General features: G+C 36.9%; 14 protein-coding genes, 1 tRNA gene and 1 pseudogene (1 of these 16 running past the window's edge). 5 read left to right on the forward strand and 11 right to left on the reverse strand.

Annotation, left to right across the window (positions count from 1 at the left end; all coding sequences use genetic code 11):
• The 6 genes from Q0X89_RS01845 to Q0X89_RS01870 all read right to left on the reverse strand — a co-directional run.
• Positions 1-371, reverse strand: a 371-nt coding sequence (locus Q0X89_RS01845) for an amino acid racemase (protein WP_297690933.1), incomplete at its 3' end; no start/stop codon positions are given.
• A gap of 293 nt (positions 372-664) precedes the next feature.
• A complete protein-coding gene (locus tag Q0X89_RS01850; protein WP_297690906.1) occupies positions 665-1,792 on the reverse strand; it encodes a hypothetical protein in 1,128 nt (375 codons plus the stop codon).
• A gap of 89 nt (positions 1,793-1,881) precedes the next feature.
• Positions 1,882-2,628 carry a hypothetical protein gene (locus Q0X89_RS01855; protein ID WP_297690907.1) on the reverse strand — a complete coding sequence of 249 codons (747 nt, stop codon included), beginning with the start codon at positions 2,626-2,628 and terminating at the stop codon, positions 1,882-1,884.
• Between the two features lie 116 nt (positions 2,629-2,744).
• On the reverse strand, positions 2,745-3,173 hold the full coding sequence (locus Q0X89_RS01860) for an ester cyclase (protein WP_297690908.1): 429 nt from the start codon (positions 3,171-3,173) through the stop codon (positions 2,745-2,747).
• 160 nt (positions 3,174-3,333) lie between these two features.
• A complete protein-coding gene (locus tag Q0X89_RS01865) occupies positions 3,334-4,149 on the reverse strand; it encodes a hypothetical protein (protein WP_297690909.1) in 816 nt (271 codons plus the stop codon).
• 299 nt (positions 4,150-4,448) lie between these two features.
• Positions 4,449-4,522 (reverse strand) — tRNA-Met (locus Q0X89_RS01870).
• A gap of 135 nt (positions 4,523-4,657) precedes the next feature.
• On the opposite strand from Q0X89_RS01870, the gene Q0X89_RS01875 reads away from it, so the two are divergent.
• Together Q0X89_RS01875 and Q0X89_RS01880 are read left to right on the forward strand one after the other, a co-directional pair.
• Positions 4,658-5,041, forward strand: a complete 384-nt coding sequence (locus Q0X89_RS01875) for an START-like domain-containing protein (RefSeq protein ID WP_297690910.1) — start codon at positions 4,658-4,660, stop codon at positions 5,039-5,041.
• Positions 5,042-5,093: 52 nt separating this feature from the next.
• Complete coding sequence (locus Q0X89_RS01880) at positions 5,094-5,936, forward strand: aminotransferase class IV (RefSeq protein WP_297690911.1); 843 nt, start codon at positions 5,094-5,096, stop codon at positions 5,934-5,936.
• Here Q0X89_RS01880 and Q0X89_RS01885 read toward each other — a convergent pair.
• The 5 genes from Q0X89_RS01885 to Q0X89_RS01905 form a co-directional block, all read right to left on the reverse strand.
• Positions 5,929-6,489: a YqgE/AlgH family protein gene (locus Q0X89_RS01885; RefSeq protein ID WP_297690912.1), complete on the reverse strand. Its 561-nt coding sequence runs from the start codon at positions 6,487-6,489 to the stop codon at positions 5,929-5,931. The two genes, Q0X89_RS01880 and Q0X89_RS01885, sit on opposite strands and share 8 nt — an antisense overlap.
• A gap of 113 nt (positions 6,490-6,602) precedes the next feature.
• Positions 6,603-6,875 (reverse strand): HU family DNA-binding protein, encoded by a 273-nt coding sequence (locus tag Q0X89_RS01890; RefSeq protein WP_297690913.1) that lies wholly within the window; start codon positions 6,873-6,875, stop codon positions 6,603-6,605.
• Positions 6,876-7,050: 175 nt separating this feature from the next.
• Positions 7,051-7,998, reverse strand: a complete 948-nt coding sequence (fmt, locus tag Q0X89_RS01895; RefSeq protein WP_297690914.1) for a methionyl-tRNA formyltransferase — start codon at positions 7,996-7,998, stop codon at positions 7,051-7,053.
• A complete protein-coding gene (locus Q0X89_RS01900) occupies positions 7,995-9,893 on the reverse strand; it encodes an ATP-dependent DNA helicase RecQ (RefSeq protein WP_297690915.1) in 1,899 nt (632 codons plus the stop codon). Before Q0X89_RS01900 ends, fmt begins: the two co-directional genes overlap by 4 nt.
• On the reverse strand, positions 9,893-10,459 hold the full coding sequence (locus tag Q0X89_RS01905) for an ATP-binding protein (protein WP_297690916.1): 567 nt from the start codon (positions 10,457-10,459) through the stop codon (positions 9,893-9,895). The genes Q0X89_RS01900 and Q0X89_RS01905 overlap by 1 nt, the downstream gene beginning before the upstream one ends.
• Before the next feature lie 87 nt (positions 10,460-10,546).
• Here Q0X89_RS01905 and Q0X89_RS01910 point away from each other — a divergent pair, with 87 nt between their 5' ends.
• From Q0X89_RS01910 to Q0X89_RS01920, 3 genes and pseudogenes are all read left to right on the forward strand, one after another.
• Positions 10,547-10,834, forward strand: a complete 288-nt coding sequence (locus Q0X89_RS01910; protein WP_297690917.1) for a DUF493 family protein — start codon at positions 10,547-10,549, stop codon at positions 10,832-10,834.
• Positions 10,835-10,921: 87 nt separating this feature from the next.
• Complete coding sequence (locus Q0X89_RS01915; RefSeq protein WP_297690918.1) at positions 10,922-11,575, forward strand: DUF4290 domain-containing protein; 654 nt, start codon at positions 10,922-10,924, stop codon at positions 11,573-11,575.
• Between the two features lie 14 nt (positions 11,576-11,589).
• A pseudogene (locus Q0X89_RS01920) lies at positions 11,590-12,644 on the forward strand (UDP-N-acetylglucosamine 1-carboxyvinyltransferase) (it continues 172 nt past the right edge of the window).

Here is a 12,644-nt window from a genome sequence, read left to right on the forward strand (position 1 = left end):
CCAAGCAACAGCACTTTTCTAATATTGTTTGTTTTGATTTTGCTTCCGGTTGCATTTGCAATATGCAAAAAAGGGATGTTCACATTTTTTATTATCTGCTCAGAACATAAATGCATTGTATTCGTACATAAAATGATAAGTTCTGCTTTGGCATTTTCCAGATTCCTTGCAGCGTCAACCATAATGGCATTTAAAGACTCCCAATCGCCTTCATGCTGAAGTTTTTCTATTTCAGCGAAATCAACAGACTCCATAATACAGTTAGCCGAATGAAATCCTCCTAAAACTTCTCGTACCCTCTCATTTATTATTTTGTAATAAACCAGGGAAGACTCCCAGCTCATTCCTCCAATTAGCCCAATTTTTTTCATATTTTATTTAAAGCTTGTTACTTTCATTTCATCTTTAATTATTTCCTTAAGCACAAACGACCTGGTAGCATTAGAGCAGAATGATATTATACTTAATTGGCAGCCAGTTTTTTTCAAACTCAATTTCAAGTGACGATTATATTCAGAAGTTGCATTTAACCTTGGTAAACCATTTCACCGCTAATGAAATATATGCCGTGCTATCTGCAATTTTTAGGTTTTATTTATCAGATGATCATTCTATCTAAATCAATCTCAGCCTGTTATATAAATTAAAAAATAGGATGCTCTTGTTATTCATTGTAAGTTTTAAAATCCTCCAGGTGTTCTGCAGCTACCTCCAAATCCATAATCAGGAAACCGAAACCAACACCCGGTTCTGTATTATCTTTTCCTATCTGAAAACTTAAATATTTCCCATCGTCTGATATTACTCCCTGATTGGCCTTGTATCCCTTATAGTCAGTGAAATATGTTAATCTTTGCATTTCGCCTGACCCATCTAATTTCAATTTATACAGATCAAGTAATGGCCAGGCATTTTTGTCGGAGGGTCCGTGTTCGACCAGAGTATGTAAACCGTCAGGGAATATTCCTTCAGGCTCATCGTAGCAGCAGGGAGAGTTAGTGATAGTTCTATATTCGCCGGTTTCGCTATCTACCATATAAACATCGGTATTATTTCCATTATTAATAGTATAAACAGCAAATGTTACTTTTACATCCTCTGGAGGAACAAGATTTTGTGTTTCAAGACTTGCATGACCCAGTGAAAAAGGTAACTGCTTTGAATCAAAAATCACCCTTTCATTGGCTAACCTGGGTATGCCATCTTGATAAATTATTTCGGCCATTAATAGCTTTGCCCTATTTTTTCCCAACTCGGGTAATTGCCGATCTCTATGAGTCCAGGCTATTCTCATCTTATTTCTGGAAACAGCTGGCCCTTCAGCACAAAGAGTATTTAGAGGAATCGGGGGTGTTTCACCACTTTTATCCATTACGTACAACCAGGTAAGGTCACGTGCTTTATCTCTTTCCTCATTGTCCGTAGGATCAAAGAGTGCATTTGGACCGGAAAGCAGAATGTCGCCATTTGATAAATACATGGCCCTTGTAAAACCGTAATGATTAAAATGTCTGGTTTTAGGACGTATGATTCCGGTTGCTAATTCCAATTCATATACTTCACCCATTGGTTTATCTAAAAAAAGAATGAATCGGCCATCATGCGACCAATCCGGACGTTCTCCAAAACCGCTTACAAGTTTTATATATGGTGGTAAACTATCTATTGGACTTGCGTTTATTAAACCAGGTTCTGTTTTTATATTACCTTGTCCAAATACACTAAATGTCTGCAGTAGAATGTATAAAAGAAGTATTTGTTGAGGTAAAATAGTCTTTTTTATTGTTTTCATAAAGTCACGTTTAAAATTGTTCCGGATAAAATTTCGTCTAAAATTACCGCCAACGGGCTAATGGCTTAAATATATTATTGTAGCAAGTTTTATAGATTCCATGGAATAGCAGGTTTCATTATACGAGTGATTAACTTCTGATACCATTCCAATTCTCCAATGGGCATGGTAAACAGCATAATGAAAACGAATAGGATTGAAAGCACTATGGCCGGATGTTTTAGTTTTTTAAGTCTGTAGCCTATGAAAACCACTACCAGAATGAATAGCGGAATGCCAATATTTAGGCATGTCTGAGCATCCATCCATTGTCGTTGTTCATCTAGAAACAGAAGCGGAAACATGACAAATCTTGCCCAGGCCGGCATGAATCCGAAAAACAGTGTAGATAGCATCCAGATAGCGTGCTCGTCTGGCTTCTTCGAGTTAATCACTGCCATGATCACAGCCAGGCCAAAACCAAGCACCTGTATGGTTTCGGTAAATACCAGGCCATAAAAGAATGACGGAGGAAAGAATGGTTGGCCCCCATCTACCGCACCAATGAATACATTAGTAGGTACAATGGAAAGAGCAGAAAAAACAACAGCGCCCGCAAGGAATAATCCAATCATACCCCATACACGATGTTGCCTTAGTTTTCCATGGGTGGCCAGATAAGGTTGGATGAGAAGTAAGGCAAACCAGGCCATTGCAGAAAGTGCATGAAGATGATAGGGCCACGGTTCGGTAGACCATGTCATGAAATATTGAGGAGTAAATGCGATGATTATGATGATCCAGGGGATGATCATCCATAAATGAGCATTCCGATATTGATGCAGAGTATTATTCATTGCTCTAGCTTTAATTTGCCAATGTTTTTCCGATTTAAAACGAAAGATAGCAAAAGTGAAAGTAATTTCCGATGGTAAATTCAGTCGTAATGAGTTATACGTGTTGTTGTATGCTTTTAATCTTTATTTATTGAAATACCTCCAATAGAAAGCAATGGCTCCAGCAAGTTGGCAGATCCACCATGTTCTATAATTTTTCCATCAATAACTTTGTCAATATTTACTCCATGAATTTCTACGGGCTTATTTGTTGGCTTTATATCCATCCAGGTTCCAACATGGATTCCTGTCATTACATATTTAGTAATTACGTAGTCATTGTCAGACCACTGTTTTTCGACCTTTAATTCCAGTGCAGCATAAGTTTCATGTACTCCTTGGACATGTGCTATAGCTCCCTTTATTCCAACATTATGTACGTCGCCATTGTAAATTTCGCGATAGTCATGAGAAATGAAGTCAGAAATATTTTGAGTATTTCCGGTATTGATGATTTGTTCGATATATTCTTTAACTATCTTTTTATTAATTCCTGATTTGTCCAAAATGATTTGTCAGAGTTTTTGAGTTTAAGCACGACAGTCTCGTATATGGCCCGCACTGCTGAGTGCATATCGCTGAACAACACGAAATTCGATTATTCTGAAAGTTAATGAATTTTTGGGTTTTAGCTTCAGCGTGGGCTATACGCGTTGCTGTATGCTTTTAATCTTTCAGATACTTTCTAATAATTGAATCAACTGTCATAGTTGCTGAAGATATTTTTAAACTGTCTTGTGTTTCTTGCAAAAGGGTTGTTTTATAATCTTCTTCTACCTTCTTCAAGGGCTTTTCGTCTGCTGGATCCGGCACAATATTTTGTTCTTTGAACAACCTTCTGGCGGCCATGGAAACTTCAGCTGCTCCGTGAAGATCGTTTTTATGAAAAAGCAAATTTGAAACAGCAATTAGTCCATAGACATCTTCAGATTCAGGATCGATTTCCTTTCTGATTTGATAATATCTTTTAACAAGATTGTGAGCCTCAGCAATATTCCCCCGTGCAGCCTCAACAAATGACTTGTTAAAATGTTCCGCTGCATACATGCCCTTAGACCCAATTGAGTCGCTTATTCTTAAACTTACGTCGTATAATTCGGCGGCCCTTTCCAAATCGTTATTCATTCTTGCCATCTCCGCATTCATGTGCGCTCGTACCATTTCCCAGGTACGGTCATTGCTCTTCGTGGCCAGTTCTATCAATTGGTCACTATAATTTTCAAGTGCGCTATTGTCCCTGTCTCTTAATGCAGTCCTGCATAAACTCATCAGCGCATCACCTGTTAAAGTATCATTCTCAAGTTCGAGTCCAACCGAAAGCGCATTGTTTGCAAGAGTTTTGGCTATATCATTATTTCCGGCCCTGAACTCCACATAAGAGCTATCCAAAATTGAGTATGCATTATTGATTTTAGCGTTGAGATCTTTATTCGAACACGATAGAAGAATTATCAGGAAAAGAAAGGATAATACAGATTTCATTACTATTCGGTATTTCAGGTTTTCCATAATTACACACAGCCTTGTTGTTTATGATGTGTGCTAGCTTTCAGGTACGTTTAAGCAACACAAAAAGCTAATAAGATCCAAGATAGTAATTTTTTGTATTTGCAAACAGGCTGGGATTATACAGGTTGTGGTGTAGCGTATATTTATATTGTACTACAGTTATTTGCTATTAAACTATAAATTTATTTAAAGAATTTAAAAGCTTGTATATGAGCAGTTTGTTAAAAAAAAATCAGGCAGTCACTGTTTTGCGTAACTGCCGAATTTATAAGTAGCGAGAGGGAGACTTGAACTCCCGACCTCAGGGTTATGAATCCTGCGCTCTAACCGCCTGAGCTACCTCGCCAAAGATTTCAAAATGGCTGCAAATATAAAGGTTAATTTCTTGTCCGTCAAAATTCAGTGATCAAAATTAATATGTCAGTTTTATTTTTTTATCATATATAAATATATATATTGTCCAACATAAATATGTTGTGGAATGAGTGATAAAATAAAATTTGAAATTGAATATGTAATACAGTCTTCCCCCCAGTTGTTATACCAGTATTTGTCTACACCATCAGGACTGTCTGAATGGTTTGCAGACAATGTGAATTCACGAGGTGAAATTTTTAACTTCATGTGGGATGGCTCTGAAGAAGAGGCCAAACTAATAAAAAAGAAAAGTGATGAGTTTATTAAGTTTTGCTGGGCCGACTCCGAGGATGATAGTTTTTTTGAAATGCGTATCATTGTAGATGAAATTACGAAAGATGTTTCTCTTTTTATAACAGATTTTGCTGAAGAGGATGAAGTTGACGAGGCAAAGATGTTATGGACAAACCAGGTCTCTGATCTTAAACAAGTATTGGGTTCCAAGTAATATTTAATTAATATTAGCAGTATATTTGGCCTTGATTTTCAAGGCTTTTTTTATGGTTAATTACAATGGTCAAATAGTAGATGATAATGCCCTCTATCTCAATGGAAATAACAGGGGTCTGCTTTATGGAGATGCCCTTTTTGAAACCCTTAGAGTTGTGGATGGGAAGCTTATTTTCTGGGAAGATCACTACTTAAATCTAATGTCTTCTATGCGGATATTAAGAATGGAGATACCCATGTCTTTTACCATGGAATTTTTGGAGGAACAAATATTAATGCTGCTTCCGGGAGAGCAAAAAAACAATTCAACTAAAATCAGGATTACAGTTTTTAGGAATCAAGGCGGTCAGTACAGACCTGAAAGTAATGAAGTTTCTTATATTATTTCAGCCGATCTTTTACCGAATTCATATTATATTTTAAATGAGGACAGCTACGAGGTGGAATTGTTTAAAGATTTTACAGTGAGTAAAAACATGCTTTCCAATCTTAAAACAAACAACAGAATCCTCAATGTTGTAGGAAGTATCTATGCAAAGGAAAATGTATATCATAATTGTTTGATGCTAAATGATTCCAAATCCGTAGTTGAAGCGTTAAATGGGAATATTTTTATAGTAAAGGATAATGTAATAAAAACACCGCCTATAGAAGATGGCTGTATCAAAGGAATCACCAGAAAAAAAATTCTGGAAATTCTAAATAAAATTGACACCTATGAATGTGGGGAAAAATCAATTTCACCGTTTGAACTTCAGCAGGCCGATGAACTTTTTATTACAAACAGTATCAGCGGAATACAACCCATATCAAAATATCGTAAGAAAACGTTTAGCAATACAGTTGCCAGGGATATACTTGGTAAATTAAATGCTGCTGCGAGATTTAATTAAGACTTGGATTTTCGGGAGCATTGGACCACAATAAATAATCGCCACCGAGTTCCAGCATTTTTTCTTTCCAGAATTCCAGAGTAGACTTTTGAATGATATTGCTTTCGTATTCATTCTTCACAACAATCCATGATTTGGAGTCCAGTTCCTGATCGAGTTGCAGTGATGACCAGCCTGAATATCCTAGAAAAAAACGTATATCGGTATTGGTTATAACCTTTTGGTTGATGAGTTTCACGGTTTTGTCAAAATCACCACCCCAAAAAATTCCATCTGATATTTCAATGCTATTGTCAATTAGGTGCGGTACCTTGTGAATAAAATAAAGATTATCCTGCTCCACCGGACCTCCATTAAATACCTGAAAAGGAACATCTATGTCTTCAATAAGGTCACTGATATCGTAGTTCAGCGGTTTGTTAAGAATAAATCCTACTGATCCTTCATCATTATGTTCCGCTAAAAGCACTACAGATCGGTTAAAAGAAACATCTCCGGTAAGGGCAGGTTCAGCGATTAGTAATTTCCCTTTTTTAGGTTTTAGAGTTATCATAGCTTTATTAGTACGATCTAAAATAACATAAATCTGATAAATAACAAAAACCACTATAAATTAAAAAAGCGCCCCAATTTTTGGGGCGCTTTCATATATTTTTAAAGGATGGCTTAGTTTACAGCGCTGCTTAAATCAGAACCTGCTTTAAACTTAACTACATTCTTCGCTGCAATTTGTATAGTCTTACCTGTAGAAGGGTTTCTGCCTTCTCTGGCATTTCTTCTAGACACAGACCAAGATCCAAAACCTACTAGAGATACTCTATTCCCCTTCTTAAGAGAACCTTCTACGTTGTCTAAGAAAGACTCCAAAGCCTTTTTTGCCGCTGCTTTAGTGATGCCTGCACTGGCTGCCATGGCATCAATTAATTCTGTTTTGTTCATAATTTAATTAAATTAATTGTTGTTAAATAATTTTAAGCTTAAACAAATTTATACGGATTTGCGGTTAAGACAAGTAAAACTGGGGTAAATCAACGTTTTTGTTGATAACTTAAAACGTTTGTTGATAAAGTTGGGCTTTTTTGGGTGATTCTCCCAGCCCAATGATAATGGGCCTTTACATCATATAGGCAGATTCTTTGATTTTAAGCCCATTTAAAACATCACTAACAGCCATCTTTCGTTTGCCCGGAAGCTGTAATTCCAACAGGTATACATAGCCTTCTGGAGAAGCAACTTTTAATTCCTTTTTAGTGAACTTTATCGTTCCGGGTTTTAAATTATGTGCTTCTTTTTGACATTTAGATTTGTATATTTTAATGGGTATTAATTCATCTTCATTTTTCATATTTGTCCAGGCAGCCGGATAAGGACTTAAACCCCTGATAAGATTGCAGATTTTCTCAGCACTTTCTTCCCAATCTATTTTACAGGTTTCTTTGTTGATTTTATCTGCAGTTTTAAATTTGCTGTCCATGGGTTGCTTTTGGGGCACTACCTGGTCCTTTTCAATAAGGGATACCGTTTTTAAAACCAGTCCTGCTCCCAGAACCATCAACCTGTCGTGTAGATCTCCAGCGGTATCCTCCGGTCCAATCTCGGTTTTTTCCTGAAGTATGAGCTCTCCGGTATCTATTTTCTCATTGATATAAAAAGTACTTACTCCTGTTTCTTTCTCACCATTAATAATTGCCCAGTTTATAGGAGCTGCCCCTCTGTAGTCTGGTAATAATGAAGCATGAAGGTTAAAGGTGCCATATTCAGGCATAGCCCAAACCTGTTTTGGCAGCATTCTGAATGCCACTACAATTTGAAGGTTAGCCTTGAGTGAACGAAGGTCATTGAGAAAATCATTATCCTTCAGATTAGTGGGCTGCATGATATACAGTCCTGCTTTTCTAGCATACTGTTTAACGGAAGATTCGTGTATTTTTCGGCCTCTTCCTGAAGGCTTGTCAGGGGCTGTAATTACTCCGACAATGTCATAACCCTTTTTTACCAGCCTATCTAAGGTAGCTACAGCAAAATCCGGGGTACCCATAAATACAATTCTCAAGTTTCTCATCTTTGCAGGTTATATTCATTTTTTGAATTAATGCTAATATTACCTTCCTCCAGTAATTTTTGAAGCACTTTTAATATTAAAAACTCATTTTGTGGTAATTCCTGAATAATAGTTCTTGAATTACTTTCTTTCTGCTGCAGCAGGGCAATTATGTCGCTTTTTATTTCACGAAAGTTATTTAGATCAAGTTCGTTTGGAGTATTGCAGACATCACAATTATTACAATTCTGGTAGCTTTTTTCTCCAAAATAGGATAGCAATTGACGATTTCTACAATTTCTATCATTTTTGATGTATGCCAGCATACTATCCACTTTATCACTTTTTGTCTGCAACTGCACCTCCACCTTTTTGGAAAAATTATTAATTGTTAAGTTGTCTTCCCTTGGTACCAAAAATACAAGCTCCAGATCACGATTGCTTGCCTTTAGGCTTATGATTTTATCTTTATCGAGCTGTGCAAGCGTATTTATTATTTTTTCTTCCGGAATTGAAGTTTTTTTTGAAATTAGCAGCGTATTTATTTTTGTTTCAAAATCAAAAATTCCTCCATATGTCCTTAAAATGGTTTGAACCATGGACGCAAGACTCTGATGTCTTTCCAAATAGTCTAAAAGGCGGTTTTTAGAAACCAAAAATTGTACTGTTGTTTTTCGCGAAAAATTTTGAGATAGGGATATTACAGAATTCTGATCAAGTATGCGCAAGCCATTATATGCCATAGGCGAATTGAGCTGATAGAGGTCGCAGAATTCTTCAAATCGAAACGGATAAGTTTCGTCAGGCAAAGTTCCATAGGGTATTTGAAAATAATTATTGAGCTTATTATATAGTAGTTTCAAAAACGAGATATCAGGCAATACCTTTAAAAATTGATTTTTGAGTTGTATTTCATCCTCTTTGTTAGTTATTAAAATCGCCTTTGCCGGCAGACCATTTCTACCCGCTCTTCCTGCTTCCTGGTAGTAGTTTTCCAGACTTTCCGGTATTTGATAATGAACTACTAAGGATACATCGGCTTTATCGATTCCCATTCCAAACGCGTTTGTAGCCACCATAATTCTTACCTCATTATTGAGCCATGAATTTAGTTTCTTCTCCTTTTCCTCCTTTGGAATACCTCCGTGATAAAAGGTCGCGGATATATTCTTTTTGTTTAAATAAGCAGTAAGTACCTGTGTCATTCTTCTGCTGCGTACATAAACGATTGCACTATTATCCGAATTCTCGCACAATTCAATCAGGCGCTTTTGCTTATTCTCTTCCCAAATGACCCCAAAATAAATATTTTTCCTGTTAAATGAATCTTTGAAAATCTGATATTCTCTAAACTGAAGATTCTCAGTAATATCATGTGCAACTTTTGCCGTTGCTGTAGCTGTAAGAGCAATTAAGGGAGCTTCTGGCTTTATATCCCGCAAAAGAGCACAATTTAAGTAGGCTGGTCTAAAATCATTTCCCCATTCAGATATACAATGTGCCTCATCTATTGCTAAAAGGCTAACTTGCATTTGGGCAATCCTGTCCTTTACAATTTCCTGTTGGAGACGTTCAGGAGATAGGTATAAGAATTTATAATTCCCATACACGCAGTTGTCTAACAGATTATTTAGTTCTTCTTTGGAAATACCTCCGGTTAAAGCAATGGACTTAATCCCCAAAGCCTTTAATTGTTGAACCTGGTTTTGAATAAGTGCTATTAAGGGTGAAACAACAATACATAACCCCTCATTGGCCATGGCCGGAATTTGATAACACAAAGATTTGCCTCCACCGGTAGGTAAAAGAGCAAGCACATCTTTGCCAGATAAAACAGCATCTATAATAGGCTTTTGAGATGCCTTGAAATTTTCATAGCCCCAATATTTTCTTAAGATTTCCCGCGGGTTCTTCATTAAAAATTTTCCTTCAGCGCGTTTAATACACAAGTTATTCGCTCTTTCACGGTACCAGTTGGGATAAGGACCGGATCATAATCATATCTCAAATAGGTATTTTTTAAGTGTTCGTGAATTTCAATAGCTTCCTCAAAGCTTTCCAATCTTTCATTGTCTGCTACATATATCTCTTCCCAGGGTGGCAGGATTAAAACTTTATCATATCTCCTGGTGGAACATGCTTCTTCAAAATCGGGGGTGTAACTTTGGTTAAAATAATCCATATAAGCCAAAACATCCGGGATACCGCGATCAAAAAAAACATAAGGATTATTAATGTTAACAGATTTGCTATGCTGATCTATCCTCCCGCTGAGAATCCTTTGGTTAAATTCATAAGGATCTTTAACAAAGGCAAGCGGATTTGAGACAAATGATTCAGGGTTGCCCTTTTGTTTGGCCTCAAGAGTCATAGTTCTCACTATCTCATGAAAACAGTAATAACCAAAGGATTCAAGTTGTTGTATTATAACCGTTTTACCCGTGCTCGGCCCTCCTGTAATAACTACCTTTTGCGATTTCAAACATTAAATTTTATAATAACAAAAGTAATCAATGCGGGCAAGCATAAAAAATTGATTATGAAGCTTTATATTTGTAAAAACTTTTAAATGGATACTGAGAAATCAGACGAATTTTATCTTAGACTCAAAGAAGAATTGCTTAAAAGTAATAGTTGGCCTGCAGATTACCTATATAAATTTATAGTTCCCACAGATCGCGATAAGATCACTCAAATAGAGGTAATATTTGATAATACGGGGGCCGTAATTGAATCCAGAAAATCCAGCAAGGGTAAATACACCAGTCTTTCAATTATGGTAAATCTTGCAAATCCTGATGAGGTTATAGAAAAATATAAAGAAGTTGGCCTTGTTGAGGGCGTAATATCGTTATAAACTGGCATAACTGGGATAATTTTCCTAATTTGCCGCCGTTATAGATATACTTCCTTTACATATTTTTAATCAGAATTACATAGAAATTTGAATCCAGTAGAAAACCTAGAGTACAATACTGAGCGCGAAAAGCTCATTATTCCCGAATACGGCCGCCATTTTCAGAAAATGGTGGATCACGCCGTTTCCATAGAAGACGATGCAAAGAGAAATAAGGTGGCTAAGGCTATAATTAGCGTTATGGGTAACCTCCAACCGCATTTGAGAGATGTGCCCGATTTCCAGCATAAACTTTGGGATCAATTATTTATTATGTCCGACTTTAAGTTGGATGTTGAATCACCTTTTCCCATAACTTCAAAGGAAATGCTACAGGCAAGGCCTGATCCTTTGGAATATCCGCAAAATCATCCTAAATACCGCTTTTACGGAAATAATATTAAGCGTATGATCGATGTGGCCATTGGATGGGATGAAGGCGATAAAAGGGCAGGGTTAGAATATGCTATAGCAAATCACATGAAGAAGTGTTACCTTAATTGGAATAAGGATACTGTAGAGGATAAGGCAATTTTTAAACACCTTTATGAACTTAGTGATGGCAAAATAGATTTAGCATCTGATGGTGTCAGTCTTACTGATAGCGGACAGTTTCTTAAAAGCCGGATTTCAAAATCCAACAGGTCTGGTTCTTCAAAAAAGAGTCAGCGAAATTCTGGCAGAGGTAAAAAACGATATTAATACTTCTTCCTTAAATGGGTACATTTAAAATTGAGGGCGGCCATAAACTTCACGGAGAAATAACTCCACAAGGCGCAAAAAATGAGGCACTGCAGATTCTTTGCGCAGTATTACTCACCCCTGATGAAGTGATTATTCACAACATTCCGGATATACTCGATGTCAATAAACTAATCTCCCTGTTAGAAGACCTGGGGGTAAAAATTCAAAAAAAAGGCAAAGGGTCCTATTCCTTTAAAGCAGATGATATTAATCTGTCCTATCTGCAATCTGAACAATTTAAATCTGATGGCAGGGGATTAAGAGGCTCTATAATGCTGGTTGGCCCGTTGCTGGCAAGATATGGCCAGGGATATATTCCCAAGCCGGGAGGTGATAAGATTGGCAGACGTAGATTAGATACCCATTTTGAGGGATTTATTAAACTGGGTGCAAGATTCCGATACAATAAAGAGGAGCACTTTTATGGGGTGGAAGCAAAAAAGCTTAAAGGTACTTATATGCTTTTGGATGAAGCCTCAGTTACAGGTACGGCGAATATAGTTATGGCAGCCGTTCTGGCGGAAGGACAAACGACTATATACAATGCTGCATGCGAACCTTACCTACAGCAATTGTGCAAGATGCTAAATAGGATGGGAGCAAAGATTTCCGGCATTGGTTCTAATTTATTGGTAATTGATGGTGCGTCCAAATTGAAGGGCACAGAGCATACCATGCTACCAGACATGATAGAAATTGGTAGTTGGATAGGATTGGCAGCAATGACCAAAAGTGAATTAACTATCAAGAATGTTAGCTGGGACGACCTTGGCCAGATCCCATCTGTTTTCAGAAAACTTGGTATTTCTTTGGAAAAAAAGGGAGACGATATTTATATTCCTGCACATGATGATGGTTATAAAATCCATAATTATATTGACGGGTCTATATTAACAATTTCAGATGCACCCTGGCCCGGACTCACTCCTGATCTGTTAAGTATTATCCTTGTAATTTCTACCCAGGCTAGGGGAGAAGTACTCATCCATCAGAAAATGTTTGAAAGCCGCTTGTTTTTTGTCGATAA

It is taken from the genome of uncultured Eudoraea sp., from assembly GCF_947258525.1.
Taxonomy (GTDB): domain Bacteria; phylum Bacteroidota; class Bacteroidia; order Flavobacteriales; family Flavobacteriaceae; genus Eudoraea.

What these genes read in the sequence shown, in the direction of transcription:
- Q0X89_RS01850 (WP_297690906.1), bottom strand. Translation starts at nt 1,792, where the DNA reads ATGAAAACAATAAAAAAGACTATTTTACCTCAACAAATACTTCTTTTA.
- Q0X89_RS01855 (WP_297690907.1), bottom strand. Translation starts at nt 2,628, where the DNA reads ATGAATAATACTCTGCATCAATATCGGAATGCTCATTTATGGATGATC.
- Q0X89_RS01865 (WP_297690909.1), bottom strand. Translation starts at nt 4,149, where the DNA reads ATGAAATCTGTATTATCCTTTCTTTTCCTGATAATTCTTCTATCGTGT.
- Q0X89_RS01875 (WP_297690910.1), top strand. Translation starts at nt 4,658, where the DNA reads ATGAGTGATAAAATAAAATTTGAAATTGAATATGTAATACAGTCTTCC.
- Q0X89_RS01880 (WP_297690911.1), top strand. Translation starts at nt 5,094, where the DNA reads ATGGTTAATTACAATGGTCAAATAGTAGATGATAATGCCCTCTATCTC.
- Q0X89_RS01885 (WP_297690912.1), bottom strand. Translation starts at nt 6,489, where the DNA reads ATGATAACTCTAAAACCTAAAAAAGGGAAATTACTAATCGCTGAACCT.
- Q0X89_RS01890 (WP_297690913.1), bottom strand. Translation starts at nt 6,875, where the DNA reads ATGAACAAAACAGAATTAATTGATGCCATGGCAGCCAGTGCAGGCATC.
- fmt (WP_297690914.1), bottom strand. Translation starts at nt 7,998, where the DNA reads ATGAGAAACTTGAGAATTGTATTTATGGGTACCCCGGATTTTGCTGTA.
- Q0X89_RS01900 (WP_297690915.1), bottom strand. Translation starts at nt 9,893, where the DNA reads ATGAAGAACCCGCGGGAAATCTTAAGAAAATATTGGGGCTATGAAAAT.
- Q0X89_RS01910 (WP_297690917.1), top strand. Translation starts at nt 10,547, where the DNA reads ATGGATACTGAGAAATCAGACGAATTTTATCTTAGACTCAAAGAAGAA.